The sequence below is a fragment of the Streptomyces sp. NPDC092296 genome, from assembly GCF_044755465.1.
Classification (GTDB): Bacteria; Actinomycetota; Actinomycetes; order Streptomycetales; family Streptomycetaceae; genus Peterkaempfera.
Map to the genome: position 1 here is coordinate 135,517 of NZ_JBIVRB010000001.1, position 26,885 is coordinate 162,401.

The window sequence follows — 26,885 nt, forward strand, 5'->3', positions numbered from 1 at the left end:
AGGTCACGCTCCCTCCGCCGCCTTGAACAGCGCGGCACGCGGGTCCTCCGAGGCGGTGGCCTCGCGATACTGCTCCAGCGCCGACACGGCCTCCTCGGCCAGTTGGTCCGGCACCACGACCTCCACGGTGACCAGCAGGTCGCCGCGGGTGCCGTCCTTGCGGGTGGCGCCCTTGCCACGTACCCGCAGGGTCCGCCCGTTGGCGGTCCCGGGGGGGAGCTTCAGCTTGACGGGCGGGCCGCCGAGCGTCGGTACCTCGATGGTGCCGCCCAGCGCGGCCTCTGGGAAGGTGACCGGCACCGAGACCGTCAGATTGTCGGCCTTGCGGCCGAAGACCGGGTGCGGATGGACGCTGACGGTGATGTACAGGTCACCGGGGTGGCCGCCGCGCTCGCCCTGGGCGCCCTTGCCCTTGAGCCGGATGCGCTGGCCGTCCTGCACCCCGGCCGGGATGCGGACCTGCATGGTGCGGGCCGAGGTGGCCCGCCCGCTGCCGTGGCAGACCTCGCAGGGGTCGTCCACGATCAGCCCGCGGCCCTTGCAGTCGCGGCACGGGTCGGAGAGCGCGAACGCCCCCTGGCCCCGGCTGACATGGCCGGAGCCCACACAGGTCGGGCAGACCCGGGGGGTGGTGCCGGCCCGCGCCCCGGTGCCGGAGCACGCCTTGCACGGCGACTGGCTGGTCATCCGGATCGGTACGGTGACGCCGTCGACCGCCTCGTCGAAGTCCAGGGTGACCTCGGACTCCACATCGGCGCCCCGGCGCGGCGCGGCCTGCCGGCCGCCCCGGTTGAACAGGCCGCCGAAGACATCACCGATGCCGCCGCCGAACCCGCCGCCCGCGCCGGTGCCCGGACCGCCCTGCGGCCCGTTGAAGAGGTCGCCCAGGTCGAAGCCGAACCCGGCTCCGCCCGCGCCGCCGCCCCCGCCGCGGAACCCGCCGGCGAAGAGGCTGCGCGCCTCGTCGTACTCCTTGCGCCTGGCCGGGTCGGACAGCACGTCATTGGCCTCGGAGATCTCCTTGAAGCGCTCCTCGGCCTTGGTGTCGCCCTTGTTGGCGTCGGGGTGGAACTCCCGGGCCAGCTTCCGGTACGCCTTCTTGATCTCGGCCGTGGAGGCGTCCTTGGGCACGCCCAGGACCTTGTAGTAGTCCTTCTCCACGTAGTCCTTGGTGCTCAACGGAGACTCCTCCTCCCGGCCTTGCTGTTGCTCCTACCCATGGCGCTGCGGAACCGCACTCCGGTCCCCCGGGCGTACGGCTCCGCAGCGCACTCGGCGTCAGCCTTCCTCGGCACCGTCGCCCTTGGCGTCCTCCGCCTCCGGAGCGGCGGTGGACTGCGTGCCCGGCTGCGGCTCGGCCACGGCCACCATCGCCGGGCGGATGATCCGCTCGCCGATGCGATACCCCGGCTGGAGGATCTGCACGCAGGTCGTCTCGGTGACGTCCGACGAGTAGCTGTGCATCAGCGCCTCGTGCACGGTCGGGTCGAAGGGCTCGCCCTCCTTGCCGAACTGCTGCAACCCCAGCTTGGCGACCACGGTCTCCAGCGACTCGGCGACCTGCTTGAAGCCGCCGACCAGCTCACCGTGCTCCCGGGCCCGGCCGATGTCGTCCAGCACCGGGATCAGCGCTTCCAGGACATTGGAGACGGCGATCTCACGCACCGTCATCCGGTCCCGCTCGACCCGCTTGCGGTAGTTCTGGTACTCGGCCTGCAGGCGCTGGAGGTCGGCGGTGCGCTCCGCGAGCTGACGGCGGAGCGCCGCCAGCTCGGCGGCCGCGCCACCGTCCTTGCCGCCGCCGGCGTCGGCCTCGGTGGCCGGGGCCTCCGGGGCCGCCTTGTCGGCGGTCCCGGCGGCCTGGCCGGCCTCGGAGGCGTCGCCGGGCTCAGAAGCGAAGCCCTGCGTGTCCTCCGTGGTCACGCCGCACCACCCTCGCGCTTCTCGTCGTCGACGATCTCGGCGTCCACCACGTCGTCGTCGGCCTTGGCCTCGTCGGAGCCGGGGGCGGCACCGGCCGCACCGGCGGCGTCGGCACCGGCGTTGGCGTAGAGCGCCTGGCCGAGCTTCTGCGCGGTGGTGGAGACCTTCTCGGTGGCCTCGCGGATGGCTGCGGAGTCCTCGCCCTTCAGCTTCTCCTTGAGGTCCGCGACGGCGGTCTCGACCTCGGACTTGACCTCGCCCGGCACCTTGTCCTCGTTGTCCTTGAGGAACTTCTCGGTGGTGTAGACGAGCTGCTCGGCCTGGTTGCGGACCTCGGCGGCCTCACGGCGCTTGTGGTCCTCGTCCGCGTACTGCTCGGCCTCGCGCATCATGCGCTCGATGTCGTCCTTCGGCAGCGCGGAGCCGCCGGTGACGGTCATCCGCTGCTCCTTGCCGGTGCCGAGGTCCTTGGCACCGACGTGCATGATGCCGTTGGCGTCGATGTCGAAGGTGACCTCGATCTGCGGGACGCCACGCGGCGCCGGCGGCAGGCCGGTCAGCTCGAACATGCCGAGCTTCTTGTTGTACGCCGCGATCTCGCGCTCGCCCTGGTAGACCTGGATCTGCACCGACGGCTGGTTGTCCTCGGCCGTGGTGAAGATCTCGGAGCGCTTGGTCGGGATCGTGGTGTTGCGCTCGATCAGCTTGGTCATGATGCCGCCCTTGGTCTCGATACCGAGGGACAGCGGGGTGACGTCGAGCAGCAGGACGTCCTTGACCTCGCCCTTGAGCACGCCGGCCTGGAGGGCCGCGCCGATGGCGACGACCTCGTCCGGGTTGACGCCCTTGTTGGGCTCGCGGCCGCCGGTCAGCTCGCGGACCAGGTCGGCCACGGCGGGCATCCGGGTCGAGCCGCCGACCATCACCACGTGGTCGATCTCGGACAGCTGGATGCCGGCGTCCTTGATCACGTTGTGGAACGGGGTCTTGCAGCGCTCGATCAGATCGGCGGTCAGCTGCTGGAACTGCGCCCGGGTGAGCTTCTCGTCCAGGTGCAGCGGGCCCTCGGCGGAGGCCGTGATGTAGGGCAGGTTGATCGAGGTCTCGGTGGACGAGGACAGCTCGATCTTGGCCTTCTCGGCCGCCTCGCGCAGCCGCTGGAGGGCCATCTTGTCCTTCGACAGGTCGACACCGTGGCCGGCCTGGAAGGTCTTCACCAGGTGGTCGACGACCCGCTGGTCCCAGTCGTCACCGCCGAGGTGGTTGTCACCGTTGGTGGCCTTGACCTCGACCACGCCGTCGCCGATCTCCAGCAGCGACACGTCGAAGGTGCCACCGCCGAGGTCGAAGACCAGGATGGTCTGGTCGTCCTTCTCCAGCCCGTAGGCGAGGGCGGCGGCGGTGGGCTCGTTGACGATGCGCAGGACGTTGAGGCCCGCGATCTCACCGGCCTCCTTGGTGGCCTGCCGCTCGGAGTCGTTGAAGTACGCCGGGACGGTGATGACGGCGTCGGTGACCTTCTCGCCCAGGTAGGCCTCGGCGTCCCGCTTGAGCTTCTGCAGGATGAAGGCGCTGATCTGCTGGGGGTTGAAGTCCTTGCCGTCGATGTTCACCTTCCAGCCGGTGCCCATGTGGCGCTTCACCGACCGGATGGTGCGGTCCACGTTGGTGACCGCCTGACGCTTCGCGACCTCGCCGACCAGCACCTCGCCGTTCTTGGCGAAGGCCACGACGGACGGCGTGGTCCGGGCGCCCTCGGCGTTGGTGATGACGGTGGGCTCACCGCCTTCGAGGACGCTGACGACGGAGTTCGTCGTACCGAGGTCGATGCCGACCGCGCGAGCCATCGTGTGTTACCTCCACCGGAAGTTGAGTAGAACAGACTCAAGCGTGCCTCACCCCGACGCCGCTGTCAACAGAGGTGAGCCCGGCGGGCTCAACTTTCCTGCCCGGCCCACAGGAGGGCGGCCCGAGGGGCCGGAAGGGTGAGTGCGGCCCTACGTGACAGCGGCCATAGCAACCAGATCTTCTGAACGAGTCACACCGGGCAGTAGTGTCCGATCCGCCCACTCTCTGCGAAGTTACCGATCGGTACACTCCGGGGAGGGGACCCCTGCACCCTCAGACCCCATCCACCACCGCCGGAGGAGACGGAGCAGCCGATGCAGCTCGCAGCGATCGTCATCTCGCTGGTCACCAGCGTGATCGGCATCGCGCTCGCCGTTCGCGCGGCCGCGTACATCTACAAGGTCGTCACGGTCGGACAGCCCGACGACACCCGTACCGGCAACCCGACGCAGCGCGTCAAGACCGTGGCCAAGGAGTTTCTCGGCCACACCCGTATGAACAAGTGGGGCGTCGTCGGCGTCGCGCACTGGTTCGTGGCCGTCGGCTTCTTCTCGCTGGTGCTCACCCTGGTGAACGCCTTCGGGCAGCTGTTCAAGGCCGACTGGCTGCTGCCGGTGATCGGGGACTGGACTCCGTTCGAGGTCTTCGTCGAGCTGATCGGCACCCTCACCACCCTCGGCATCCTGGTGCTGATGGCGATCCGGCTGCTGAGCCTGCCGTCCCGGGCCGGGCGCAAGAGCCGCTTCGCGGGCTCCATCGCCTGGCAGGCGTTCTACGTCGAGTACACGATCCTCGGCATCGGCCTCTGCATCATGGTGCTGCGCGGCCTGGAGGGCGCGCTGGCCGGCGTCCACGCGTACGAGGCCGCGTACCTGGTCAGCTACCCGCTGGTCCGCGCCTTCGCCGGGCTCTCGCGCGGCACGCTGGAGAACCTGGTCTACCTGGTCGCGATGCTGAAGATCTGCATCTCCTTCGCCTGGGCGATCACCATCGGCGTCAACCCGTCGATGGGCGTGGCCTGGCACCGCTTCCTGGCGTTCTTCAACATCTACTTCAAGCGCGAGGCGGACGGCGACGTCGCCCTCGGCGAGCTGCGCCCGATGACCAGCGGCGGCACGGCGATCGACTTCGAGGACCCCGCGGACGACGCGATCTTCGGCGTCTCGCAGGTCGAGCACTTCTCCTGGAAGGGCATCCTCGACTTCTCCACCTGCACCGAGTGCGGCCGCTGCCAGTCGCAGTGCCCCGCCTGGAACACCGGCAAGCCGCTCTCCCCCAAGCTGCTGATCATGAACCTGCGGGAGCACGCCTACGCCAAGGCGCCCTACCTGCTGGCCGGCGGCGGCAAGGACGCGGAGGGCGAGGAGCGGGCGACGGCCGAGCAGTTGGCGGGCGTCCCCGCCGCCGCGCTGGCCGAGGCCGAACGGCCGCTGGTCGGCACCGCCGAGGAGGGCGGGGTCATCGACCCGGACGTGCTCTGGTCCTGCACCACCTGCGGCGCCTGCGTCGAACAGTGCCCGGTGGACATCGAGCACATCGACCACATCGTCGACATGCGCCGCTACCAGGTGATGATCGAGTCGTCCTTCCCGACCGAGGCCGGGACGATGCTCAAGAACCTGGAGAACAAGGGCAACCCGTGGGGCATGGCCACCAAGGCCCGCGTGGCCTGGGTGAAGGAGCTGAAGAAGGAGACCGGCATCGAGGTCCCCGTCATCGGCGCGGACATCGACCCGGCCGAGGTGGAGTACCTGTACTGGGTCGGCTGCGCCGGCGCCCTGGAGGACCGCGCCAAGAAGACCACCAAGGCGTTCGCGGAGCTGCTGCACACCGCCGGGGTGAAGTTCGCGATCCTGGGCAAGGAGGAGTCCTGCACCGGTGACTCCGCCCGCCGGCTGGGCAACGAGTTCCTGTTCCAGATGCTCGGCGCGCAGAACGTCGAGACGCTGAACACCGCGCTGGAGGACGCCCCGACCAAGCGGATCGTGGCCACCTGCCCGCACTGCTTCAACACCATCGCCAATGAGTACCCGCAGCTGGGCGGCCACTTCGAGGTCATCCACCACACCCAGCTGCTCCAGCACCTGATCGACGAGGGCAAGCTGGTCCCGGTCAACCCCGTCGAGGGGCTGATCACCTACCACGACCCCTGCTACCTGGGCCGCCACAACAAGGTCTACACGCCGCCGCGCGAGATCATCGCCCGGGTGCCCGGCCTGCGGAACGAGGAGATGCACCGCCACAAGGAGCGCGGCTTCTGCTGCGGCGCGGGCGGCGCGCGGATGTGGATGGAGGAGCGGATCGGCAAGCGGATCAACACCGAGCGGGTGGACGAGGCGCTGTCGCTCGACCCGGACATCGTCTCCACCGCCTGCCCGTTCTGCCTGGTGATGCTCTCGGACTCGGTCAACGGCAAGAAGAACGAGGGCGCGGCCAAGGAGCACCTGCGGGTGGTCGACGTGGCGCAGCTGCTGCTCGACTCGGTGAAGGCCCTGCCGGAGCCGGCCCTGGTGGGCGCGGCTCCGACGGCGACGGCCCCGACCGCTCCGGCGGCGGGTGCGGCTCCGGCGGCGGGCGCCAAGCCCGTACCGGCCGAGAAGCCGGCCGCACCCGCTGCGGCTCCCGGTGGGAAGCCCGCTGAGCCGGTGCAGCGGCCGGAGCGGGCCGCCCCGGCCGCACCCGCCGCACCCGCCGCTTCGACCGGGCCCGCCGAGCCCGCCAAGCCCGCCAAGCCCGAGGAACCGGCCCAGCCGGAGCAGCCCGAGCAGCCCTGACCCGCACCCCCGGCACCGACGGCCCGGCCGGCCCCCGCGACCCTGCGGCGGCCGACCGGGCCGCCGTACGACCACCCCGGACCGCTGTCACAACTGCGCTGCAACAACCCCGAAACCGGCATCCCCGACCTGCCGCACCGCCGCCACCGGGTACCTTCAAAGCGTGGCTGGCAACGGATACGACAACGGTCGCGGCACCCCCCGGCAGGGCCGGGGCCGTGCTCCGCAGCAGTACGGCGGCGTGCCCGCCACCCCGCCCGCAGGCGGCCTCGGCGGCTACGACGGCGCGCAGCAGCAGCCCGGCCCGGCCCCGTACGGCCACGGCCCGCAGGGCGGCGGCCCGTACCCGGGGCGGCCCACCGGCGAGCCCGAGTACTTCGGCGGCGCCCCCGCCGCCGACCCGTACCCCCGGTACGACGACAACCCCGGCCACACCCGTGCCTTCACCACCGGCGGCGACGCCTACGGCGGCCAGGGCGGCTTCGCCCCGCCGCCCGAGGCGGACCACGTCGCCGTCTACCGGGCCGGCAGCCAGGTCGGCCCGCACCTCAGCGGGCCGCGCCCGCACTGGCGGGAACTGCTGGTCGGCATCTACCGCGACCCGGCCCGCACCTTCGACCGGATGCGCGAGCACCAGGCGTGGCTGCCGATGCTCACCGTCTCGCTGGTCTACGGGGTGCTCGCCGTGCTCGGCTTCGGCGACACCCGCAGTGAGGTGCTGAACGCGACCTTCTCGGTGGCCCTGTGGTCGCTGTTCGGCGCGGCGGTGGCCTTTCTGCTGGCCGGGGCGATGCTCGGCGGGGTCACCTACGGGCTGGCCCGCCAGTTCGGCGGCGACGGGCCGTGGCAGTCCACCGTCGGGCTGTCCGCGCTGATCGCCTGGACCACCGACGCGCCACGGCTGCTGTTCGCGCTGTTCCTGCCCGCCGACGGCATGTTCGTCCAGCTGCTGGGCTGGGCGAGCTGGGTGTTCTGCACCGTGCTGATGACCATCATGGTCCGCCGGGTCCACGACCTGCCGTGGGGCAAGGCGGCCGGGGCCGCCGCCGTCCAGCTGATCGCCCTGCTGATCCTGATCAAGCTCCCCACCCTGAGCTGATCCGACGGCTGCGGCGGCCCGGGAGACCCCTGAGCCGCCGTGTCCGCCGCACGACGCACCACGTACCTCACCGGAGTCCCCGATGTCCCTCCCCACCATCCCCGCCGCTTCCACACAGGTCGGCTTCCCGGCCGGCTCGGTGTCCGGCCGCTCCACCGTCGTCGCCGTGCACGACCTGGGCGACGGCCGGCACGGGATCGCCACTGCGGCCACCCCGTTCCACCCGCTGGACCACACCTGGCCGGACCAGCCGGCCGACACCGGCACCCTGACCGTCGGCGGCGCCGAGCTGCCGGTGGTGGACTGCCTCACCGGCGCGGTCGGCCCGGACTCCGCCGCCGTCCTGGTCGGCGCCGACATCCCGGTGCGGCGCGGCGACGACGGCTGGGTCTGGCTGGTGCTGCACGTGGTGGAGTCGCTGCCGGCCGGGGACCTGCTGGGCGCGGAGGCCGAGCTGCGGGTGGACGCCGAGCGCCGCGCCGCGCTGTCCGCGGCGCACACCGGCTGCCATCTGCTGGCCCTGGCGCTGAACGCCGCCCTGGCGCCGCGCTGGCGCAAGGACCCGGGCCGCGCCGACGCCTTCGGCAACCCGGACTTCGACAGCCTCGCGATGGCCTTCTCCCGGATGGACACCACGGCCAGCACGGACGTCTACCGGCTCGGCAAGTCGCTGCGGAAGAAGGGCTTCACCGCCGACGCCACCGAGGAGCTCCCGGCCCTGGCGGACGCGCTGCCCGCCCTCACCGAAGCGGTCAACGCCCGGCTCGCCGCCTGGGTCGCGGCCGACTCCGCCGTACGTATCGAGGTGCCGGGTCCGGAGCTGACCGCCCGCCGCCGCTGGGCCTGCGACCTCCCCGAGGGCACGGCGGCCATCTTCTGCGGCGGCACCCATCTGCACCGACTGGGCGAACTCGCCGCCCTCCGCACCGAGTTGCGGCTCTCCGCCGACGGCAGCGAACTGACGGCCGTCACGGTGCCCGAGCGGCGCTGATCTCCGGAAGATCACGACTTCACAACCGAACCTCACAAAGCCGCACACACCCCCTTCACAGCGTGTGTACGAGTCGGTACGTTGCCCGCACCCTCCCCCCCAGGTATCACCCTGCAAGGACGTGTTCCATGGCAACGACGCCGTATCAGCACGAAGACACCCAGCCCTACTCAACACCCCAGGGCGCCCTACCGCCGCCCGGTGAGCATCCCCGCAAGGGCGGCGGGCGCAAGAAGGCTCTCATCGTGGCCGCCGTCGTCGTGGTGGCGGCCGGCGCGTGGATCGGCTACACCCGGGCCACCGCCGGGCCCGTCCACGCCAAGGTCGGGGACTGCGTCCATGTCGCCGGAGCCCAGGACAACCCGAACGTCTCCGCCGTGGACTGCACGGACCCCAACGCCGACTACGTCGTGGTCCGGGTCGTCAAGGGCAGCACCGACACCGGTGCCTGCAACAACATCGCGGACGCGGCGCTCTCCCAGCGGATGAGCGGCGAGAAGCTCGTGTTCTGCCTCAACAAGAAGTAGCGGACATGACAAACAGCGGGCGGCCGACCCCACCGGGTCGGCCGCCCGCTGTTTCGAGCGCCTCAGATCCGGCTGCGGTGGAAGTTCAGGTACGAGCGCGACGGCGTCGGCCCGCGCTGGCCCTGGTACCGCGACCCGTACCGCTCCGACCCGTACGGGTACTCGGACGGCGAGGTGAGCCGGAACATGCACAGCTGGCCGATCTTCATCCCCGGGTAGAGCATGATCGGCAGCGTCGCCACATTCGACAGCTCCAGCGTGACGTGCCCGCTGAACCCCGGGTCGATGAAGCCCGCCGTGGAGTGCGTCAGCAGGCCGAGCCGCCCGAGGCTGGACTTGCCCTCCAGCCGGGAGGCGATGTCGTCCGGCAGCGTGACGACCTCGTACGTCGACGCCAGCACGAACTCACCCGGGTGCAGGATGAACGCGTCATCGCCCACCGGCTCGACCAGCCGGGTCAGGTCCGGCTGCTCCACCGAGGGGTCGATGTGCGGGTAGCGGTGGTTCTCGAAGACCCGGAAGAAGCGGTCCAACCGGACATCGATGCTGGACGGCTGGACCATCGACGGGTCGTACGGGTCGATGACCACCCGTCCCCGGTCGATCTCGGCCCGGATGTCCTTGTCAGAGAGCAGCACGCCACGAGGTTACGTGCTGCGGCGGGCCCCGGCCCAATCCGGCCGGGGCCCGCCCGGTGCTCCACCCCGGCCTACGCCAGGAACTCCGACGCCTCCAGCCGCATCGCCCGCGCCAACTGGCTGCCCGACAGGGCCCCCACATCGGCCGGCACCGAACTGCGCAACCGCCCACACCGCGGGCACCGGATCAACCGCCCGGGGCCCAACCGCCCAGGGCCGAGGTTCTGCATCGGGAACGTGCTGGTGCTGAACAGGTGCCCTTCGGCACAACGGACGACGGTGCGCTGCTCCATCGATCCCCTTCCCCATCGGACGGCTCACTGCGACCTCCCTCGGCCGGCCCGGCCGCGCAGCAGCGTCACACCAGGGGACATTCCGGACATACGCCACACAAGCGCGCCACCCAAACGGCAGCCTCGGGATTCGCGGCCCCCACGCTACCCCCGCACCCCCACCCCCACCGCCCCGACACCCCACCGCCCCCACCCCACACCCATCCGTGCACCCACCACCAGCAATGCGGTACAGTGACGGAGCAACGAGCCACCGTCTGACGGCGGCTCAGGCGGGTGTAGTTTAATGGTAGAACATGAGCTTCCCAAGCTCAGAGCGCGAGTTCGATTCTCGTCACCCGCTCCATGTAAAAGGCCCAGCCGGAGAGTAAATCCCCGGTCCGGGCCTTTCTTATTTCTTGCGAGAACTCCATATCGCAATTCGAAGCTCCGTGTCGCATACTTCCACGGCCTTCACCGGATCGCTGCCGCGCAACAGCAGCCGGGCCTGCCCACCCACTGCGCTTTCGCGATACCGAAGCCGCTCGACGGCGCTCAGGTCGTTCGGTCTGCCCGCTAGTCTCCCGCTGCTCTGAAGGATCTCCGCGATGATGACGCGGCCCGCAGCGCGGGCCGGAGGGGGTTGGGCATGGGACGATTCGCGCACCAAGGATTACGGGGGATATCGCTGCTGGTCGGGGCCCTGCTCGCAGGGCTGCCGACGACAGCGGTGGCGGCGGACCCGCCGATCGACCCGGCACTGCCGGTGCCCACGCTGGTGTCGGGGCAGGACTGCGGCAGCAGCAGCACCCCGGTGTGGGACAGCACACGGATTCCCGCACCGGAGGGGATGACCTTCACCATCGGCGTGCCGCGCCCGGTGGTGAACGGGGTGCGGTACCAGGGCATTGTCCACGCCTGGGACGTGGACGACCCAGCGATCCAGGCGGACGGAGAAGTCGACGGCCTGCCGCTGCCCTCCCAGTCCGTCTACGTCCCCCTGTCCCCGGCAGACGGCCACACCTACGCCTGGTCGGCGCAGACCTCCGATGGAACGGCCTCCTCGCCTGCCACCTCGACCTGCTACTTCACGATCGACTCAGGCAGGCCGGTGGTCACCAGCATCACCAATCCGGACTTTCCTCAGCCGGGTACCGAGGGGACACCGCGGAAGCCCGCAGGGCAGCCCACCACGTTCACCATCAGGACGAGCGACGTCCTGCCTGCCGGGTGCACCACCGCTGGAGGCCCCGGCTGCCGGATGAGCGGGGTGAAGTCCTTCACATGGTCGATGGGCGAGCCGCCGCCGGTCGGCAGTACGACCTATCCGGTCGACAGCAGCGGCGAGGCCACGCTCACCCTCACCCCCGCCTGGGGTTCGCACGTGCTGTACGTCTACGCGGTGGACGGCGCGGGCAACCGCGGTGAGGGCCGCTACGCCTTCACCGTTCCCTCGCAGCTCCCGCCTCCGGCAGCCAGCACCATCCAACTGAGCGCACCCGTCGGCAGCACCCGCGCCACCAAGCTGGTTGTCAGCGGACGGGTCTCGCCCGGCACATACACGCCCGACGAAGTAGTGCACATCACGCGGACCGACCTGGCCCATCCGGGCGGTGTCGCACTGCCGGACGCTCCGCTGTCCGCCGACGGGAGCTTCCGTTTCGGTGACACCCCCCAGGTGGGCGGCGACAACACCTACCGCGTGGGCTTCGACGGGGACGCGCTCCAGCAGGCAGCCTCGGCCTCGGTCACCGTGCAGGTCTCCCGGCTGAGCCCGGCACTCACCCTCGGCTCACATGCCCACACCTACCCCCAGAACTCGACCCCCACGGTCACCGCCCACCTGGGGAGCACCCACAACGGCCGCACCGTGGCAATCTACGCACAGCCGGTCTCCGGCCGGAAGACGCTGGTGAAGTCCGGCAGGGTCGACGCCAAGGGCAATCTCGCCGTGGCATACAAACTGGCCCGCACCACGGCCTTCACCGCCGTCTTCGCCGGGGACTACCAGTACGCTCCGCGCACCGTCGGCCTGACCGTCGCGGCGACCCCACGGGTGGTCGCGAGCCTGAAGTACAGCGGCGGCACCGTGCATATCGGCAAGACGGTGTACCAGGTGTTCCACCGCCGGCACCACCGGCCGGTACTCCAGGCCAAGGCCTCCCTGGCGCAGGCGAGCGGCTGCTACCAGGCGACCACGCAACGGTACGTCTCCCACGCCTGGCACACCGTCAGGACGAGCAAGTGCCTCCCCGTGGGGAAGAACGGCTACAGCGCCTACACCGTTCCGTGGAGCTCGCTCCCCGTCAACGGCCGCTTCCGCATCCGCATGCACTACACCCCACCCCGCAAGGCCGCCCTCGGCACGGCCGCCTGGAGCGCCCAGGCCTACTTCACGATCAAGGCCCACTGACCCGGCAGTGCACCCGCGAACCCAGCGGGCGCAGGTCACCCGCAGTGACCTGCGCCCGCTGCTGCGCTGAACCCGCCCAACAGCGCCGACGTGCGGCTGGTGATCAATTTCTTCCGCGCGGCGCAGCCGGATATGACGGGCTTCGCCGTCCAGTCCGGGAAGCTGCGGTGGCTCGGTGAGGCATCACGAGGTCACCCCGTGGCCCGACGACTCCGCCGCATCCGGCGCGGGCAGCCGGCAGCTCAGTGGTCTGGAGATCACCAGGCGGCACGCCGTAGCGGCGGCCTCCGACGACGAAGACGGCTGGCCGGTCGCACGGGCGGATCAAAGCCCACCCACGCAGCACGGCCCACCCCTCCCCGTCCTCCGTGTCGGTGCTCTGCCAGTCACCACCAGTACGACCACGACAAGCACCCTGCGAAGGAGAAAGCACATGCCGCCGAGCGCCAACCCGCTCACGCAGAAGGCGTACGCGTTGGAGCAGTGAATGACCACGTTTGGGACCATGGAGGGCCTCCTCCTCGTACATTTGGACGGGTCTTCTGCCCGATCCACTCGATTCATCCACCGTAAGCGCTTGGGGCTGATGCCCGCCGAAGGACGGCCTTTCCGGCGTGTCGGGTCGAGTTGGCCACAAACCTCCCAAGTTGTTTATCCAAAGTACCTGCGTCACATGGCCACCACCTGACTGCCGATGAAACCCCGCAGGCGCGGGGAGCAGTTGCTGGCAAAAATCTCCCAAGGGAGCATCCCCGCAAGCGCGGGGAGTACAGGTTAAAGCTAGCTTGCATCCACCTCCGCTAGGGGTCATCCCCGCAGGCGCGGGGGAACACCGCTGCGCCTGATCACCGAGTCCCGCACGATCGGGGCCGTCCCTTCGGGCATGGGGAGCACACTGATTGGTCTGTGAATACAGGGCCTTGAGTGCCGGTAGGCTGTGGGTGAGGCCTTGGGCATGGGATCAGCCCCACTGCGACCGCAGCGCCAAGCACCTCTGGATGTTCCCTCGATAACGGCGTCTGTGGAGGGACTGACCAACCTTGCTCCCCACGTCTGCGGGGATGGCCGGCTTCTCCTCGTCTGTTGTGGCGAGGAGAAGGCCACATCTCTCCCTTAGGTTCCGCTCAGGTCAATGACGCTTGGCATCGCCCGTTGGCGGCGCACCTTCTGAACTCGATTACGGTACCTGTTGCGGATCTGAGAGCGGGCGAACCCGATAACTGGCTTCTGTCGTAGGGTTCTGCTCATAGAGGAGACACCTGTTTGGACGCGGCGAGTCGGCAGATCGGAGCGACTGGGTGCGACTTACTGTCTCCAGGTGAAATCAAACGGGGTACACCGATCCATGAGGAATTCACCATGCGCGTGACCATCACGTCCACGGGAGACACCGCCAGCAGGTGGTGTGCGGCGGTGGGCATTGCAGCAATCGCAGTTGTCGGCCTGGCCCTGTGCACCGCCCTGTGCCACAAGTGCTCTACCACCCAGCCCAGGATGCCCCGCCCCCGCCGAAGGTGACGGGTGCCGCCTCACCTCCGCCGCGCCCGGGGCGCGGCGGAGGTGAGGCGGCTTACCGGTTGCCGAAGCGGCGGCGCTTGGAGGCGTTGCTCCAGCCGCGGGGAGGGGCGGAGGGGGGCTTGTCGGCGGGGCGGCGGATGAGGGTGACGCCTTCGTGGTCGACGGGGTGCCACTTGTGGTCGTGGGTCTCGAAGGCGTAGCCCTGCTCGGTGTTGGTGGTGTAGCTGAGGAGGGCGCGGCCCTGGTCGGCGTACTGCTTGACCTCGGACCAGAGGGCGTCGCGGATGCGGGCGGACGGGCTGCCGATGAAGACGCCCGGCGAGATCTCCAGGAGCCAGCGGGTGAGGAAGCCGCGCAGGCCGACGGGGCAGTGGGTGAGGACGATGACGGTCACCAGATGACCTCGTCCGCGTAGTTGCGGCCTGAGGCGACTTCCATGCCTCGGTCGGACTGAAGCGTCACCCGGTCCGTGAACTCGGTCGCGTCGTCCTCGGCGGGCGCCTCCGGCAGCAGCAGGGACTTGATGTCGGCCACGCAACGGTCGAGGAGCTTCGAGCCGTTGATCACGTCACGCAGGGCGCGGCGGGTACGGGGGCCGATGTCCTCGTCGCCCTCGGCGGCGACGTCGAAGGCCAGCGGGATGCCGATGTCGGTCTTGTAGAAGTCGGCCACGTCCATGGCGAAGGACAGTTCGTGGCCCGAGTGGACGAATCCGAGTCCCGGTGTGCACCCGAGTGCGGCGATCACGGCCTGCGCGATGCCGTACATGCACTGGCCGGCGGCGGTGATGGCCTGGTTGGGCGGGTCGTCGGCGGTGAAGTCGCCGGGGGTGAACTTCCGTCCGTGCCAGGGGACTCCCGTCCGGTCGGCCTGGGCGTGGTAGCAGTCCCTGACGCGCGCGCCCTCATGGCCGAGGAGCTGCTGCCGGGTGAGTCCGGCAGGGTCCTCGTCGGGGAAGCGGAGGCGGTACATGGCGCGGGCGACATCGATTCGGCTGTTGCGGTTCGCCCACTTGGTGGCTTGCGCTTCGACCAGGGCGGAGGAGCGGCTGAGGGAGCGGCCGCCGGCGTAGTACCGCACTCCGTACTCGCCCACCCAGACGACTCCCGCGCCGCACTCGCCGAGCACGCTCATCGCCTGGTGGGTGATGCGGGTGCCGGGGCCGAGCAGCAGGGTGCCGATGGTGGCGGAGGGGATGTGCGTGGTGCCCTCCGCGTCTTCGGCGGTGATGGCGTTGGCATCCCGATGGACGGTGCACCGCTCCAGGTAGACGAAGGAGAGGCGGTCTGCGACGCGGGTGAGCTGGCGCGGTGAGGACGCGGGGCGCCGACTGACGGTGGTCATGGACGCACCGCCACCGGCGCGAGGGTCATCAGACCGCAGCCGTATGCCTTCCCCTTGCCGAGGCCGGCGGTGAGCGTACGCCGGAGCGCGTCGGGGTCGGTGACCCGTAGTCGTCCGTCGTAGGTGACCCGAGCCAGCTTCACGCCCAGGCGCTTGCCGCTGGAGCTGTCGGTCTTGCGGAAGGCAAGCTCGCGTTGGGAGTGCACCAGGAGCTCGTATTCCACGCTCTCCAGGTCGCCGGGCTGGGCTGCGGGCCGGTCCAGGACGGCGAAGCCGCCCTTCTCCTGGCGTGCGAGCAGCCACTGTTCCTGGTGGCGGGGGGTGAGGTGCGCCGTCCGCTTGGTGGGTTCGTCCGGGGTACGGCGGATGCTGTGGACGGGGTTGGCGCTCAGCCGGAATCCCCACGTCTCACCGACCGCGAGCTTCGCGAGGAAGGGGCCGTAAGGTGCGGTCTGCCAGCGCCCCGTTTCAGGCCAACCGGCCTGCTCGACCAGGTGGGTGAGGTCGGGCCGCTCCGGGCTGACGATGAAGAGCAGCACATCGCCATCTGCGGTGTTGTCGAGGCGCCACAGCACCCGCGGACCCTGGCCGGAGTGGGCGACCCGTTCCGCGAAGGACGCCATGACCGCGGCGTGCAGTGCCTGCGGTGAGGTGAGCAGGCGGCGCGCTCCCATGCGCCTGGTGTTGATCCGGAAGCGGGTCAGGTACATCAGTCGCCTTTCTGCACGTGCATGGTCGTCCTCCACATCAGGCGTCACCCAGCCCGAGCATCGGGTCATGGTCCTCGAACAGCGGGCGGGGGGGTTTCCGGGCATGGGGGTTGGGCACGGTGACGTGGTACGAGTGGACGCTGCGCAGTCCGTACCGGCGGTGCCCGGAGTCGAAGCTCAGCGGCTGGTCACGCAGGGTGTCGCCGGGACCCTCGCCGGCGGGAAGCTCCTTGATCACTTCCAGCTCGACGCGTCGCTCCCTTCGCCGGCGCCGCTGCACCCAGTCGGCCGCCTGCCACGGCTCCGTCCGAAGTGCGTCCAGCAGGTCCGTCTCCTGGTGCGTGTTCAGATCGACCGGATGCGAGGGGGGACAGGAGCGCCGACCCAGGAACGGCAGGTAGTGCGGGGTCCGTACGGCCGCGTGCAGGGCTGCGATCAGGGCTTCGTCGCCCTCCACGGCGGCCACGAACACGGCGTCGGCGAGGTAGAAGCGTTCCGAGACGGGCATGGCCTTGCCGCTGTCACCGTGGTGTGCGGTCTGGAAGTCCCGCACTCGCGTGCCGGGCTGGTCGATGCGGATGCCGAACGCCAGCGCGGCGAGGTCGGAGACGTCCGCGGCACGGTCCCGGCCCTGGGCGGCGGCGAGCAGACCGAGCACACCGCTCTTGGTGGGTGCCCGTTCCGTCGTACGCCGGGCGAAACGGCCCGCCGACCCCCAGGACTGCAAAGGGCCGGCGAGGCGCAGGGTCAGCACGCTCATGCCTTGCCGTTCAGCCTTTCGGTGACCGCGTCGCCGACGCAGTCGAGCAGTCCGCTCAGGGTGACTTCGGTGCCGAGTACGCCGAGTCGTTCCGTGGCGGCGCCGACGCGTAGCACCCAGGCGGGATCTGCGCTGACCTCGTAGGCCTTCTCGATGTCGGAGACATGGGCGACCAACTGCTCGCTGGCGCCGTACAGATGGCCGCCGACGTCCTGCTTGGGGAGAACGGGCTCCTCGAACGCGGCGACAAAGCTGATCGGTCGGGCGGAGCGCAGCGTGACGACCACCGCCTCGGGGAGGGTGTGGTTGCCGAAGGTGTTGACCTTGCCGGTCGGCATGGAGGAGATGAACCCGTGCAGGAAGGCGCGGACCGCTTTGCGCACCGGTTCGGTCAGCGGCTCGTCCTCGCGCAGGCCGACGCCGAGGTTGTCGCGCAGCCGGTCGACGTCGAGTGCCGCGTACCGGTAGAGGGTGGCGGAGTTGAAGTCGACGGTGCCGATCATGCCGGCGCCAGTCTCCTCCTTCTCGTTGCGGTCGTCCACGGCGGTGTAGTAGTCGGACTCGTTCTCGACCTGGTGGACGCTGATGGCGTGGGCGACCTGGGCTGCGGCGTCGACGTTGATGTCGGCGGAGTCGGCGACCATCCGGCCGAAGAGGGCGACATCCACCGAGTGCCGGCTGTCAGCGATCTCCTTGGCCCGCGCCTTGTTCTCCTTGAGCTTCAGGAACTCCTTGATGTCCTCGGCTCCCTCGATCGCGAGGGCGGCGAGCCCGTCGAGCTGGCGGGCGCTAAGGAACATCAGGTAGGAGGACTCCGGCGGCGGTTCCGGCTCGCCCTTCTTCTTGGCACTCTCCACCTTGCGCTTCGGTACCTCGATCTTCGACCCGGTGGCTGCCGCCATGGTCTCGGCCGCCAGCGCGACGGCCTTGTCGCCCGGCAGCGACGGCTCCTGCGCCGTGATCCGCTCGGCCAGCACCTCGGCAACCCGCCTGGTCCGGACGCCGAGGTCGGCCGGGTCGAGCAGATTTTGGAAAGCCTGCCGGGTCGCCCGCTTCCACGCCTGGCTGGAGACCCGGGCACGCCGGACTCCGCCGTACACCGCGGTCTTCGGGCTGCCGGTGTCGTCGCGGTTCAGGTTGCTGGGCGGCACGGTCTGCAGGACGTGCACGTCGATGATGGTGCGGCTCACGGGGTGTCGTCCTCCGGGGTCGTACTGTCGGTGTCATCGGGTCCGTCCGCCGCATCCGGGGTGGCGGCCGTCCGGTGCGCGAACTGGTAGGAGCGGCCCCACGAGCGGCGGATGCGCTGCGGGCCGCCTGGTTGCTGCCATCCGTACAACTGGTCAGCGAGCAGCCCGTAGTCGAGCGGGATGTCGTCGCGGCGCAGCAGCAGCACGAGATCCCTCAGCCGTCCGGCCAGGACGGCGGGCGTGGTGGCCGTACCAGCACGCACGAAACGCTTGCGGGTCGGCTCATCGATGTCCGTCCCCGGGTGCAGTCGGCGGAGGGCGGTGCCGAGTTCGGGTCCGTAGCGGCGGTGCATGCGGGCGTTGTGGTGGGCCTGCTGGTGCAGTGCCCACAGGGTGACTGCGGCATGGGCCGCCTCGTCCGCCCGGCGCAGTTCCTCCTCGGTCAGCTTGCCGCTCTCGTATGCCTCGTACAGCGGTTCGGTACCGGTCAGGCCCCATAGGTCGGGTGTCGCGCCCGCTGACCGGCCGACTCCGCGACGCAGGCGCGCGAGGGCGGCAACGGCGTCGCTGCGGTCGTGCAGGTAGCCGTGCTGGAGACGGTTGATGTGCTTGTCGACGGTGCTTCCGACCAGGCCGAGCGGCGCCCGGCGGACGGCGGCGCGGGGTGCGGGGACGGGAGCGACGGGAGGGCTGATCGTCATGCCTCCACCTCCACGGGTGTGGTCAGGAGCTTGTTCAGGCGGAGCCGGAAGCGCCGGTCGGCGGCGGCGTCGTTCAGCCACTCGGAGCCGCCACGGCCTGAGACCACCCGGCCCTCCCAGGCGGCGAGCCCCGCATCGTTCAGCAAGGAGGTCCCGAGATCACCGATGAGGGTCCGCAGTCGGCGCTTCCACCGGTCGCGCTGGAGGGCGGGGTCGGTGCCGGGTACCAGGTCGGACAGCCAGTGCCGGAAGGGCGTGTCCAGGGTGGCGAACCCGAGGTCGCGGGCGGCACTCTTGCGCGGCTCCTCCTCGGCCCCGGCCGCGCGGGCGAGGTCGGCGGCGAGGTCTCCGAGCACATTGACCGCGGATTCGCCGTCCCCGAGCGCGTCGATGGCGGCCTGCCCGTAGCGCCGGTCTCCCTCGTGGAGCAGCACCACGGGCATCAGCACGCCGTCGTCGACCACCTCGTCGATCACCGACTGCTGGGTGCCGTACCGGGCGCCGATGGTCCGGGCCCGGATGAGGTGGTTCGGCGGGAGCGCGCCCTCGACGATCAGTCGGGCCAGCCATTCGAGCACCTGGGGGCGCAGGTAGTCCCGGCCCTCCTGGCGCTGTTCAGCGCCGTGGTCGCGCCCGGCGAGCAGACCGCGCAGACCTCGCCAGGCCGACTGCGCGGGATCGTGTTCATGGGGAAGGTAGGCCAGCGGCACGCCGTGCTTCTTCTCCTGGGCCGGGCTGCGACGCCAGCCGGTCATCGGCTCCTGGCGGTGCCGGTTGAGGGGGGCGAGCGGGTCGCCGTACGCGAGGACGACGCCGTGCACCCCCTCCGCATCGTGGTGCAGTCGCACGCGCCGGGACTGCCAGGTGTACAGGTCCATCAGCCCGTACGGGCGCTTGCCCAGGTCGGTGGCCTCGGCCGGGCCGTGGGGCAGTGCGGAGCGCCAGGCCGGCCGGTCGTCGCGGCCTCGAAGGTCCAGTGAGGTGGTGTCGCGGGCGACAAGGTTGAGCAGCAGGGTCTCGTGCAGGGTGTCCGCCTCGATCGTCACGCCGCCGAGGTTCCCCTCCCAGCCGACGCCCTGCGGGTAGCCCTTGCCCGACTTCACCCGGGGATCGCCCACCGCACCGGACTTGATGCCCGACGGGTCGTACGCCTGCGTGTGCACCAGCCAGCGGGCCGCCTCGGCGAACGACAGGCGGTCCACGCCGGGCATCCGCATCGTGAAGAACGGTTCGCCGTTGGGCACGTCGGCCACCAGCCGGTTGAGCGAGGCGACCTCGTCCTTGGCGGTGCGCAGGTCCGCGACCTGGAAGAAGGGGATGGTCGGATGCAGCAGGTCGAACTTCTCCCGGTGCTCCCGCAGGTAGTCCGCCACCGGAGCGAACGGTGTGTCGCTCTCCCACAGCTCCGCCCAGGCCTCGATGTCCGCCGGGCCGTCGACGGCGTCGTGCAGGACGGCGAGCAGCAGCCTCAGCAGAGCGAACTCCTGAGTCGGCAGATCACCGACCAGCCGACGGATGGTCCGGGCCTGGTCGAATACCTCAAGGAGCGACAGACTGCGCTCGGTGCCGTCGGAGAGTTGCACCGGAAGCCAGGGACGGTCGACCAGATTGAACGACGGTGGGCCGACGACGTGCGGCCGCGCCGTCCTTGGTGCGGGCATCCCGGTCTCCGCTGCGGAGTCGTCACGGGCCACGAGCAGTCCCTCCTCGGGGTCGTACCGCAGCTGCCACTCCGCGAGCCTGGTCCGGCAGTCCTCGTCCAGCACGAGGATCAGCTCCCCTGCCAGCCAGTGGCTCTCCTTCTCCTGCCAGGCGGGGAACCAGTTCCGCTCCAGTTCGCCGAGCGCCTTCTCCAGAGGCCCGGGAAACGAGAAGTGGTAGGGCAGCCGCAGGCCGCTCGCGGCGGCGGCGCGGGCGGCGCGCGGCGACGGCGCGGCGTCCGTGGGCAGGTCCAGCCCGCCTTGCCCGTCGTCGAGCCACGGCAGGGTGATCAGGCCGCCGTCCGCGCGGCGCATCACCACCAGGACTTCCAGGCTGTCGCGGCTGTCCCGCACCTGGGCCCTGCCGGTCCGGCTGTCGTCGGCGTCACCCACGCCGGCGTCGATCCACCCGATCAAGGGCCTGCCCGGCTTGAGGACATCGCCCAGCCGGAAGACGGCCGCCCGATTTCGTTGGTCCTCGTGGTGTTTCTCGTCGTCGGCCAGCGCGGACTCCGTGGCCGCGCCCCACTCCTCGGGGCATGGGTCCTCCGTGCCGTAGGCCTTGCCCACCAGCCCGCTGATGTCCTCGGGAAGGCGTACGGGCACACCCTGGTCGAAGTGCGGGGCCAGCACGGCGAGGGAGCGCAGCAGCGGATACGCGCGATAGATGGTCTGGGAGCCTCTGACCGGCGACGGTACGGGGTGGGTCTGCCAGTCGACCCCGGTGACCAGGCACCGGGGGGTCCGCAGCCGACGCGGGCGGTCGGCGCGCGGGTGGCGGTGCAGTCGGCCCATGCGCTGGAGCAGCAGGTCCACCGGGCACAGGTCGGTCACCAGCAGATCGAAGTCCACATCGAGGGACTGCTCCACCACCTGGCTGGCCACCACGATGTGCGCCTGCTGCGGGCGGGCCGGCGACGTACCGTCCTGGTCCGGCGGCCCGAATCGCGCCAGCAGGTCGGCGTCCTTCCGTGCCCGGTCCAAGTCGACGAACCGGGCGTGGGCGACGGTCACGTGCTCGGTACCGAACCGTGCCCGCAGGCAGGCGGCCGTCTCCATCACCCGGTCGACCGTGTTGCGTACGACCAGTGCGCAGCCGCCCTCCGCCAGTTCTTCGCCCAGGCGGTCGGCGAGGTGGTCGTTGTCGTCCTCCAGCCGCTCCAGTGCCACGTCGGTCCTGCGTCCGGAGGCGGCCGGGCTCGCTGCCAGCACGGCCGGTTGCCCGTTGCCGGGTGATACCGCTGTCAGCAGCGGATAGTCTTCGGCGTCCTCGATGTCCGCGATGTCCGGGACGGCAGCAGTGCCTGCGCTTGTGCCGGTGTACGCCTCGACCAGTTCGCGGCGCCGGGACGCGGGCAACGTCGCGGACAGCACGATCACCGGCACCCGGTAGGCGCCCAACCAGGACAGCACCTGGTCGAGGTAGCTGTTCATATAGGTGTCGTACGCGTGTACCTCGTCGATGACGACGACCTTGCTCGCCATCGCCAGGTGGCGCAGGGCGAGATGGCGGCTCTTGAGCCCGACCATCAGCAACTGGTCGATCGTCCCGACCGCGAACGACGCGAGCAGGCCCTTCTTCCGGCCCCGCAGCCATTGGTGGGCGATCAGGTCGGCGGGTGCGGCGGGCCGGGAGTCCCGTGCGGCCGTGGTGCCGCCTTCGCGAGCATCCGCCTTGCTGCCGCTCCTGCGCGGGTCTTCGCCTTGTCCGAACTGGTCGACGGCTGCGATCCGTTGACGGGTTTTGCGCATCAACAGTGCATAGTCCTGCTGCAATGCCGCCTTGGCATGCGCCAGCAGAACCGACCGGTCGCCCGCCGCGAGGGTGTCGGACGGCAGCCGGTCCAGCCAGGCCAGCAGGCGCGGGAACATCGCGTTGCTGGTGGCCATCGTCGGCAACGCGAAGTAGCAGCCACCGGCACCGCTCCGGGCCGCGAAGATCTCCGCCACGGCCAAGGCCGCCTCGGTCTTCCCCTCGCCCATCGGCGCCTCAATGACCATCAGGCCGGGTGCGGGCATCTCCCTCGCCAGCCGGACCGCGTCCTCCTGTACCGGCCGCACCCGCGCGCCCGGCGGCAGGTCGAAGCGTGAGGCGATCAACTCGGCTGCGGACAGGGTCGGTTCGGCGGCGGCCCAGGGTGGCGGCAGGCGGAGCCCTGCCCAGGCCGCCTTGACCCGCTCGTCGTCACCGCGCGGATGGTCCTCCGGGAAGTAGGGGAAGAGATCGGGGTTGCTGGCGATCCAGTCCGAAACGATGACCAGCGCTGTCAGCAACACCTGGACCGGCTGGGGCAGTTTCACCTTCCGCCAGTCATCGAACCGTCCTGCTACGTCATACGTCTCGGCGCAGGCGTCGAGCAGCTCCGTCTGCACCCGCTGCCACTCGGTCTCCGCCGGTCCCGGGGTCCGCAGCAGCTCCGGGTGCACCATGAGGTCGTGGATCTGCGAGTGGTCGGGCGGTACGCCGTGATGCCCACCGGCGATGATGGCGAACTGCCCCACCGTACGGCCCGTCCAGCCCTGCCGCTCGATCAGCCACTCCTGTAGGAGCAGCTGCCCGGCCAGCCCATGGGGCGCCATCTTGCGGTCCTCGCCGTACTGCTTCTGCGTACGCATGCGGAGCCCGACCTCGCTCATTGCGCCCGCCAACGAGTCCACCTGGCAGGCGAAAGCCGGCGTCGCCTTCCCGATGTCGTGCGTCGCCGCCAACCACACCGCCAGCCGCCGCGCGTCGTCCGCGCCGCCCGGAAGCACCTCGGCGACCATCTCCTTCACATTCCGAGGCAGCCACCGATCCCACAGCAACCCCGCCACGGCGGCGCTGTCCGCCATATGGCGCCACAACGGCAACCACTTCTCCGTGGGGCGGTCGTGCTTCGCCCAGACGGTCCGCGCGGCGCGGCTCAACCGCGGCCATCGGCTGCGGATCTGGGGAGGTGATTCCTCGTGCATGACGGCATTGAACACGCTGGGTCTGACAACGATGAGCAGCTTGGCCCGAGCGATCGATTTTGGCCACAATCGCTTTTCTCGGGATACATTGCGCCCAACCTCGACCCTAAATGATCGATATTGCCAAGATGACTCCCCTTCTGTTTCGCATCGCCAGCGCGGAGAGCACGAGGTGGCGGTGCACGCCGCGTTGGTCACGACGGGACCATCCCCGCAGGTACGGGGAGCGCGCCTTCCGGGCCGGGGACGCGTCCGCACCCGATCCAGCGGGACTTGTCGGCCCAACCCACCATCTCCAGCAGTTCGCCCCCGAACGGCTGGGCGAGCGGCAGTCCGGTGCGCTCGGTGAGCGACGGGTCGGTGAGACCGCCCGCTGCGAGGCTGCGGGGTCGCCCCGCCCAGCGGCCTACCTCAGCGATGAGCTCGGCCAGGCGGGTGTCCTCCGGGGCCTCAAGGACGACCGGCGCGTCAGGAGCGGGCGCGACCTGGTCGATCAGCTCCCGGACGGTGGAGACAGGTTCGGAGTTCTCCATGGGCGCCAGTCAACCGCACCCGTCAGCGGAAGTCGCTGGGGGTGTAGGCGTTGGTCCAGTGCGAGTAGGCCGTGCGGTCGGCGGGGGAGAAGGTCGGGGCGAGGATTCGGTATTGGCGGTAGTAGGGCTGGTTGCGGTCGAGGCGCACGCCGGTGGCCTGGAGGTGGGCGCCGGGCAGGACGCGGATGTGGCCCTGGGCGCAGTTCGGCAGGCAGGTGTTGATCCGCAGGGTGCCCGTTCCGGAGGCCAGGCCGGTGCCCCAGTGTGTCCAGTGCAGTCCGCTGAGCTGGGCCGTCCAGGTCACCTGGAAGGTCGCGGGCTTGACGGACGGGCGGTTCAGGAGGTCGTCCAGCAGGATCGTGGGGGTCGCGGCGCGGGCGGCCGGCGCGGTGGCCGGTACGAGCAGGGCAGCGAGAAGGAGGAGGAGTGGAGCCAGGTGGTGGCGTGCTGATGGACGTGCCACGGGACTTCCTTCCCTCGGCGAGAAGACGGGCCCCCGGCCCGGATGCGCGATGCGGACGGACCGGCCCGTCCAGGCTAGGCCGATCCCGCTGGGTGGGCCACCGGCGGCGGCGCGCGGCGGGGTGGCCGGGTGCGTACCGTCGTTGCGTTGGCAAGGCTGAATCCGGCTGAAGGGAAACATCACTCGTCCGGGGTGATTGGTTGGGCCGGGCAGGTGAAAGCCACGGACGGGGACAGAGAATCCGGGACGTGACCCGTTCCCCCGGTGAGCAGCTGCCGACCTATCCCGTCCTGTTGGGCGGTGTGCCCGAGCCCGGTGAGGGGTGGGTGCACTGGCCCAGGAGCAGCGCGATGCTCCAGGAGACGTACGAGGTGCTCGCGCTCAAGGCGCGCCTGGACCACCACCGTGCCGCGCCGGAGGACCACACCGATCCCCGGTTGGTCGGGCGGGTGGCGCGGTCCACCGGGACGCAGGCCGTCGCGGCGCTCGCGCTGGCCCGCGCGGCGCAGCCGGCCTGGGCGCGGGTGCCGTTGGAGCGGCGGTTGGACTTCGTGCGGGCGTTCCACGATCTGCTGCGGGACCGGGCGGCGGAGTTCAGCGCGGTCCTGGTGTCCGAGGGGCATCCCGTACGGGTGGCCGACTGGGCGCTGTCGGCGGCGCTGAATCTGACGCACCCGGACACGCTCGACCATGCGCGGGCGGCCATGGTGTGGGAGGGCGAGCAGGCGGGCCGGCGGGTCCGGCTGGTGCGCAAGCCGGACGGGGTGGTCTGCCTCGACCCGGCGCGCAACGCCCCCGTGCTCACCGCCCTGGCCGGGGTGCCGACGCTGGCGGCGGGGAACGCCCTGGTCGTCAATGCCCCGCCGTCGGTGCCGCTGAGCGTCGCGTACCTCTTCCACGAGCTGGTCGCCCCGCTGCTGGCCGAGTACGGTGCCCCGCCCGGCACGCTCAGCGTGCTGTGCGCGCCGGCGCGGCCGGTGTTGCGGACGTGGCTTGCCTCGCCCGACTGCGATGACATCTTCTTCTTCGGTGGTTCCAGCCAGGGCGCCGAGCTGACCCGGTCCTGTCTGGAACACGGCAAGAAGCCCGTCATGGAACTGGCCGGAAACGACGCCCTGGTGGTCTGGCGGGACGCGGACCTGCCGCAGGCGGCCGACGCGGCGTTGGAGCGCTACCAGGGGTCCGGGCAGCTCTGCCTGGCGCCGAAGTTCGCGCTGGTCCACCCGGCGGTGGCCGAGGAGTTCACCGAGCTGCTGCGCAGTCGGGTGGCGGCGCTGCGGGTGGGGCCGCCCGAGGACCCCGAGGTCGTACTCACCCCCGTGGTCAAGCGCTCGGAGTGCAAGGACGTGCTCGACGACGCCGTGGCCGGGGGCGCCGAGCTGCTCTGCGGGGGCGAGTTGGTGGACGTACGGGACAGGCCGTCGCTCCGGGGGCCCTTCATCAGGCCGGTGCTGCTGCGGGTGCGGGGGCTGCGGGAGGCGGCGGTGATGCGGGCGGTCGCGGAGGAGACGTTCTTCCCGTTGATGTGCGTGATCGTGCCCGAGAGCGTGTCGGCCGCGCAGCCGGCGGCCGACCGCCGGCTGCTGGAGGCGTTCATCTCCTTCGTCAACGCGAACCGGTACGGGCTGCGCAACTCCCTGTGGGCCCGCGACCCGTACGTCGTCGACCGGTTCACCGACGAGGTGACCAACGGCGGCGTGCTGAAGGTCAATGACAGCCACATCGGCACCCTGCCCGTCCTGCCCATCATCGGCGGTACCGGGCTCTCCGGCGGGGTGTTCGGGGAGGCCAACATCCCTTTGCTGCGGACCACCCGGCTCCAGGGCATCAGCATCGGCACCGGCGGGGCGGGGCACTTCGACCACCTCGCCGCGGCCGGGTTCCACCGGGCCGCCGACCGAGGCCACCCGTGCGCATGAGCACAACCACAACCACCACCACGAGAGAGGCACCGCCCATGACCATGCTTTCCGGCACCCCCCTGCTGCACCACAAGATCGACATCTGTTTCAGGCACTTCGACACCGACGACAACGGCTCGATCGACCGCGATGACCTGCTCACCCTCGGCTCCCAGCTGCTGACCAGGTTCGGTGAGCCCGTCACCTCTCCCAAGGGCACCGCGCTGATGGACGGGATGACCCGCTTCTGGGACGCCCTCTCGGCCGTCGCGGACCTGGACGGGGACGGGAAGCTCTCCCCCGAGGAGTACCGCGTGAGCATGACCGGTGCGTTCGTCACCTCGGTCGAAGGCTTCGACGCGTCGTTCCGGCCGCTGGCCGAAGCGGTCTGCGCGCTGCTCGACACCGACGGGGACGGTGAGGTGGACGAGCGGGAGTTCCAGGCCTGGCAGGAGGTGTTCCGTACCGCGCCCGCCGACCGGGCCGCCGCGTTCCGGAAGCTGGACGCCAACGGCAACGGCAAGCTGAGCGTCGACGAACTCCTCGCCGCCATCCGCCAGTACTACATCAGCCCGGAGGCCGACGCGGCGGGCAACTGGCTCTACGGCCCACTGGTCTGAGGCACGGG

General features: G+C 70.5%; 21 protein-coding genes and 1 tRNA gene. 8 read left to right on the forward strand and 14 right to left on the reverse strand.

The genetic code is table 11. The annotated features are described in order from the left end of the window. Window positions 1-3: 3 nt before the first annotated feature. The 3 genes from dnaJ to dnaK form a co-directional block, all read right to left on the reverse strand. Window positions 4-1,179 carry a molecular chaperone DnaJ gene (gene dnaJ / locus ACIQGZ_RS00655; protein WP_402598406.1) on the reverse strand — a complete coding sequence of 392 codons (1,176 nt, stop codon included), beginning with the start codon at window positions 1,177-1,179 and terminating at the stop codon, window positions 4-6. Between the two features lie 99 nt (window positions 1,180-1,278). Beyond that, window positions 1,279-1,923, reverse strand: coding sequence for a nucleotide exchange factor GrpE (gene grpE / locus ACIQGZ_RS00660; RefSeq protein ID WP_402598407.1), 645 nt, complete (start codon window positions 1,921-1,923; stop codon window positions 1,279-1,281). Continuing rightward, on the reverse strand, window positions 1,920-3,770 hold the full coding sequence (gene dnaK / locus ACIQGZ_RS00665) for a molecular chaperone DnaK (protein ID WP_402598409.1): 1,851 nt from the start codon (window positions 3,768-3,770) through the stop codon (window positions 1,920-1,922). Before dnaK ends, grpE begins: the two co-directional genes overlap by 4 nt. Before the next feature lie 315 nt (window positions 3,771-4,085). Here dnaK and ACIQGZ_RS00670 point away from each other — a divergent pair, with 315 nt between their 5' ends. From ACIQGZ_RS00670 to ACIQGZ_RS00685, 4 genes are all read left to right on the forward strand, one after another. After that, complete coding sequence (locus ACIQGZ_RS00670) at window positions 4,086-6,545, forward strand: heterodisulfide reductase-related iron-sulfur binding cluster (RefSeq protein WP_402598411.1); 2,460 nt, start codon at window positions 4,086-4,088, stop codon at window positions 6,543-6,545. 163 nt (window positions 6,546-6,708) lie between these two features. After that, window positions 6,709-7,644 (forward strand): Yip1 family protein, encoded by a 936-nt coding sequence (locus ACIQGZ_RS00675; protein ID WP_402598412.1) that lies wholly within the window; start codon window positions 6,709-6,711, stop codon window positions 7,642-7,644. Between the two features lie 82 nt (window positions 7,645-7,726). Next, window positions 7,727-8,635: a metal-dependent hydrolase gene (locus ACIQGZ_RS00680; RefSeq protein ID WP_402598413.1), complete on the forward strand. Its 909-nt coding sequence runs from the start codon at window positions 7,727-7,729 to the stop codon at window positions 8,633-8,635. A 128-nt stretch (window positions 8,636-8,763) separates the two neighbouring features. After that, window positions 8,764-9,162: a hypothetical protein gene (locus ACIQGZ_RS00685; protein ID WP_402598414.1), complete on the forward strand. Its 399-nt coding sequence runs from the start codon at window positions 8,764-8,766 to the stop codon at window positions 9,160-9,162. Window positions 9,163-9,224: 62 nt separating this feature from the next. On the opposite strand, the gene dcd is transcribed toward ACIQGZ_RS00685, so the two are convergent. Together dcd and ACIQGZ_RS00695 are read right to left on the reverse strand one after the other, a co-directional pair. Further along, the gene (dcd, locus tag ACIQGZ_RS00690; RefSeq protein ID WP_402598415.1) at window positions 9,225-9,800 is read right to left on the reverse strand and encodes a dCTP deaminase; all 576 of its coding nucleotides are present in this window, start codon (window positions 9,798-9,800) and stop codon (window positions 9,225-9,227) included. Between the two features lie 71 nt (window positions 9,801-9,871). Further along, a complete protein-coding gene (locus ACIQGZ_RS00695; protein ID WP_402598416.1) occupies window positions 9,872-10,093 on the reverse strand; it encodes a hypothetical protein in 222 nt (73 codons plus the stop codon). Window positions 10,094-10,365: 272 nt separating this feature from the next. Between ACIQGZ_RS00695 and ACIQGZ_RS00700 the strand changes: the two genes are divergently transcribed. Further along, window positions 10,366-10,439 (forward strand) — tRNA-Gly (locus ACIQGZ_RS00700). Between the two features lie 282 nt (window positions 10,440-10,721). Next, complete coding sequence (locus ACIQGZ_RS00705; protein WP_402598417.1) at window positions 10,722-12,485, forward strand: hypothetical protein; 1,764 nt, start codon at window positions 10,722-10,724, stop codon at window positions 12,483-12,485. A 1,570-nt stretch (window positions 12,486-14,055) separates the two neighbouring features. Here the strand turns inward: ACIQGZ_RS00705 and cas2e are convergent. The 9 genes from cas2e to ACIQGZ_RS00750 form a co-directional block, all read right to left on the reverse strand. Then, on the reverse strand, window positions 14,056-14,397 hold the full coding sequence (gene cas2e, locus ACIQGZ_RS00710; protein ID WP_402598419.1) for a type I-E CRISPR-associated endoribonuclease Cas2e: 342 nt from the start codon (window positions 14,395-14,397) through the stop codon (window positions 14,056-14,058). After that, the gene (gene cas1e / locus ACIQGZ_RS00715) at window positions 14,394-15,347 is read right to left on the reverse strand and encodes a type I-E CRISPR-associated endonuclease Cas1e (protein WP_402598421.1); all 954 of its coding nucleotides are present in this window, start codon (window positions 15,345-15,347) and stop codon (window positions 14,394-14,396) included. Before cas1e ends, cas2e begins: the two co-directional genes overlap by 4 nt. Further along, window positions 15,344-16,057 (reverse strand): type I-E CRISPR-associated protein Cas6/Cse3/CasE, encoded by a 714-nt coding sequence (gene cas6e / locus ACIQGZ_RS00720; protein WP_402598422.1) that lies wholly within the window; start codon window positions 16,055-16,057, stop codon window positions 15,344-15,346. Before cas6e ends, cas1e begins: the two co-directional genes overlap by 4 nt. Window positions 16,058-16,094: 37 nt before the next feature. Then, window positions 16,095-16,817, reverse strand: coding sequence for a type I-E CRISPR-associated protein Cas5/CasD (gene cas5e, locus ACIQGZ_RS00725; protein WP_402598423.1), 723 nt, complete (start codon window positions 16,815-16,817; stop codon window positions 16,095-16,097). Then, window positions 16,814-18,007 carry a type I-E CRISPR-associated protein Cas7/Cse4/CasC gene (cas7e, locus tag ACIQGZ_RS00730; RefSeq protein WP_402598424.1) on the reverse strand — a complete coding sequence of 398 codons (1,194 nt, stop codon included), beginning with the start codon at window positions 18,005-18,007 and terminating at the stop codon, window positions 16,814-16,816. The genes cas5e and cas7e overlap by 4 nt, the downstream gene beginning before the upstream one ends. Then, window positions 18,004-18,708 (reverse strand): type I-E CRISPR-associated protein Cse2/CasB, encoded by a 705-nt coding sequence (gene casB / locus ACIQGZ_RS00735; RefSeq protein WP_402598425.1) that lies wholly within the window; start codon window positions 18,706-18,708, stop codon window positions 18,004-18,006. Before casB ends, cas7e begins: the two co-directional genes overlap by 4 nt. Further along, on the reverse strand, window positions 18,705-23,360 hold the full coding sequence (gene casA / locus ACIQGZ_RS00740) for a type I-E CRISPR-associated protein Cse1/CasA (RefSeq protein WP_402598427.1): 4,656 nt from the start codon (window positions 23,358-23,360) through the stop codon (window positions 18,705-18,707). Before casA ends, casB begins: the two co-directional genes overlap by 4 nt. Window positions 23,361-23,554: 194 nt before the next feature. Further along, a complete protein-coding gene (locus tag ACIQGZ_RS00745) occupies window positions 23,555-23,893 on the reverse strand; it encodes a hypothetical protein (protein ID WP_402598428.1) in 339 nt (112 codons plus the stop codon). A 22-nt stretch (window positions 23,894-23,915) separates the two neighbouring features. Beyond that, entirely contained in the window at window positions 23,916-24,356 is a 441-nt protein-coding gene (locus ACIQGZ_RS00750; protein ID WP_402598429.1) for a hypothetical protein, read from the reverse strand. Window positions 24,357-24,604: 248 nt separating this feature from the next. Here ACIQGZ_RS00750 and ACIQGZ_RS00755 point away from each other — a divergent pair, with 248 nt between their 5' ends. Continuing rightward, window positions 24,605-26,275, forward strand: a complete 1,671-nt coding sequence (locus ACIQGZ_RS00755) for an aldehyde dehydrogenase family protein (RefSeq protein ID WP_402598430.1) — start codon at window positions 24,605-24,607, stop codon at window positions 26,273-26,275. A gap of 38 nt (window positions 26,276-26,313) precedes the next feature. Then, window positions 26,314-26,877 (forward strand): EF-hand domain-containing protein, encoded by a 564-nt coding sequence (locus tag ACIQGZ_RS00760; RefSeq protein WP_402598431.1) that lies wholly within the window; start codon window positions 26,314-26,316, stop codon window positions 26,875-26,877. Window positions 26,878-26,885: the final 8 nt, after the last annotated feature.

Coding starts and splice junctions, on each gene's coding strand:
- dnaK (WP_402598409.1), bottom strand. CDS start 3,770: ATGGCTCGCGCGGTCGGCATCGACCTCGGTACGACGAACTCCGTCGTC.
- ACIQGZ_RS00670 (WP_402598411.1), top strand. CDS start 4,086: ATGCAGCTCGCAGCGATCGTCATCTCGCTGGTCACCAGCGTGATCGGC.
- ACIQGZ_RS00680 (WP_402598413.1), top strand. CDS start 7,727: ATGTCCCTCCCCACCATCCCCGCCGCTTCCACACAGGTCGGCTTCCCG.
- ACIQGZ_RS00685 (WP_402598414.1), top strand. CDS start 8,764: ATGGCAACGACGCCGTATCAGCACGAAGACACCCAGCCCTACTCAACA.
- ACIQGZ_RS00695 (WP_402598416.1), bottom strand. CDS start 10,093: ATGGAGCAGCGCACCGTCGTCCGTTGTGCCGAAGGGCACCTGTTCAGC.
- ACIQGZ_RS00705 (WP_402598417.1), top strand. CDS start 10,722: ATGGGACGATTCGCGCACCAAGGATTACGGGGGATATCGCTGCTGGTC.
- cas1e (WP_402598421.1), bottom strand. CDS start 15,347: ATGACCACCGTCAGTCGGCGCCCCGCGTCCTCACCGCGCCAGCTCACC.
- cas6e (WP_402598422.1), bottom strand. CDS start 16,057: ATGTACCTGACCCGCTTCCGGATCAACACCAGGCGCATGGGAGCGCGC.
- cas5e (WP_402598423.1), bottom strand. CDS start 16,817: ATGAGCGTGCTGACCCTGCGCCTCGCCGGCCCTTTGCAGTCCTGGGGG.
- casB (WP_402598425.1), bottom strand. CDS start 18,708: ATGACGATCAGCCCTCCCGTCGCTCCCGTCCCCGCACCCCGCGCCGCC.
- casA (WP_402598427.1), bottom strand. CDS start 23,360: ATGCACGAGGAATCACCTCCCCAGATCCGCAGCCGATGGCCGCGGTTG.
- ACIQGZ_RS00745 (WP_402598428.1), bottom strand. CDS start 23,893: ATGGAGAACTCCGAACCTGTCTCCACCGTCCGGGAGCTGATCGACCAG.
- ACIQGZ_RS00760 (WP_402598431.1), top strand. CDS start 26,314: ATGACCATGCTTTCCGGCACCCCCCTGCTGCACCACAAGATCGACATC.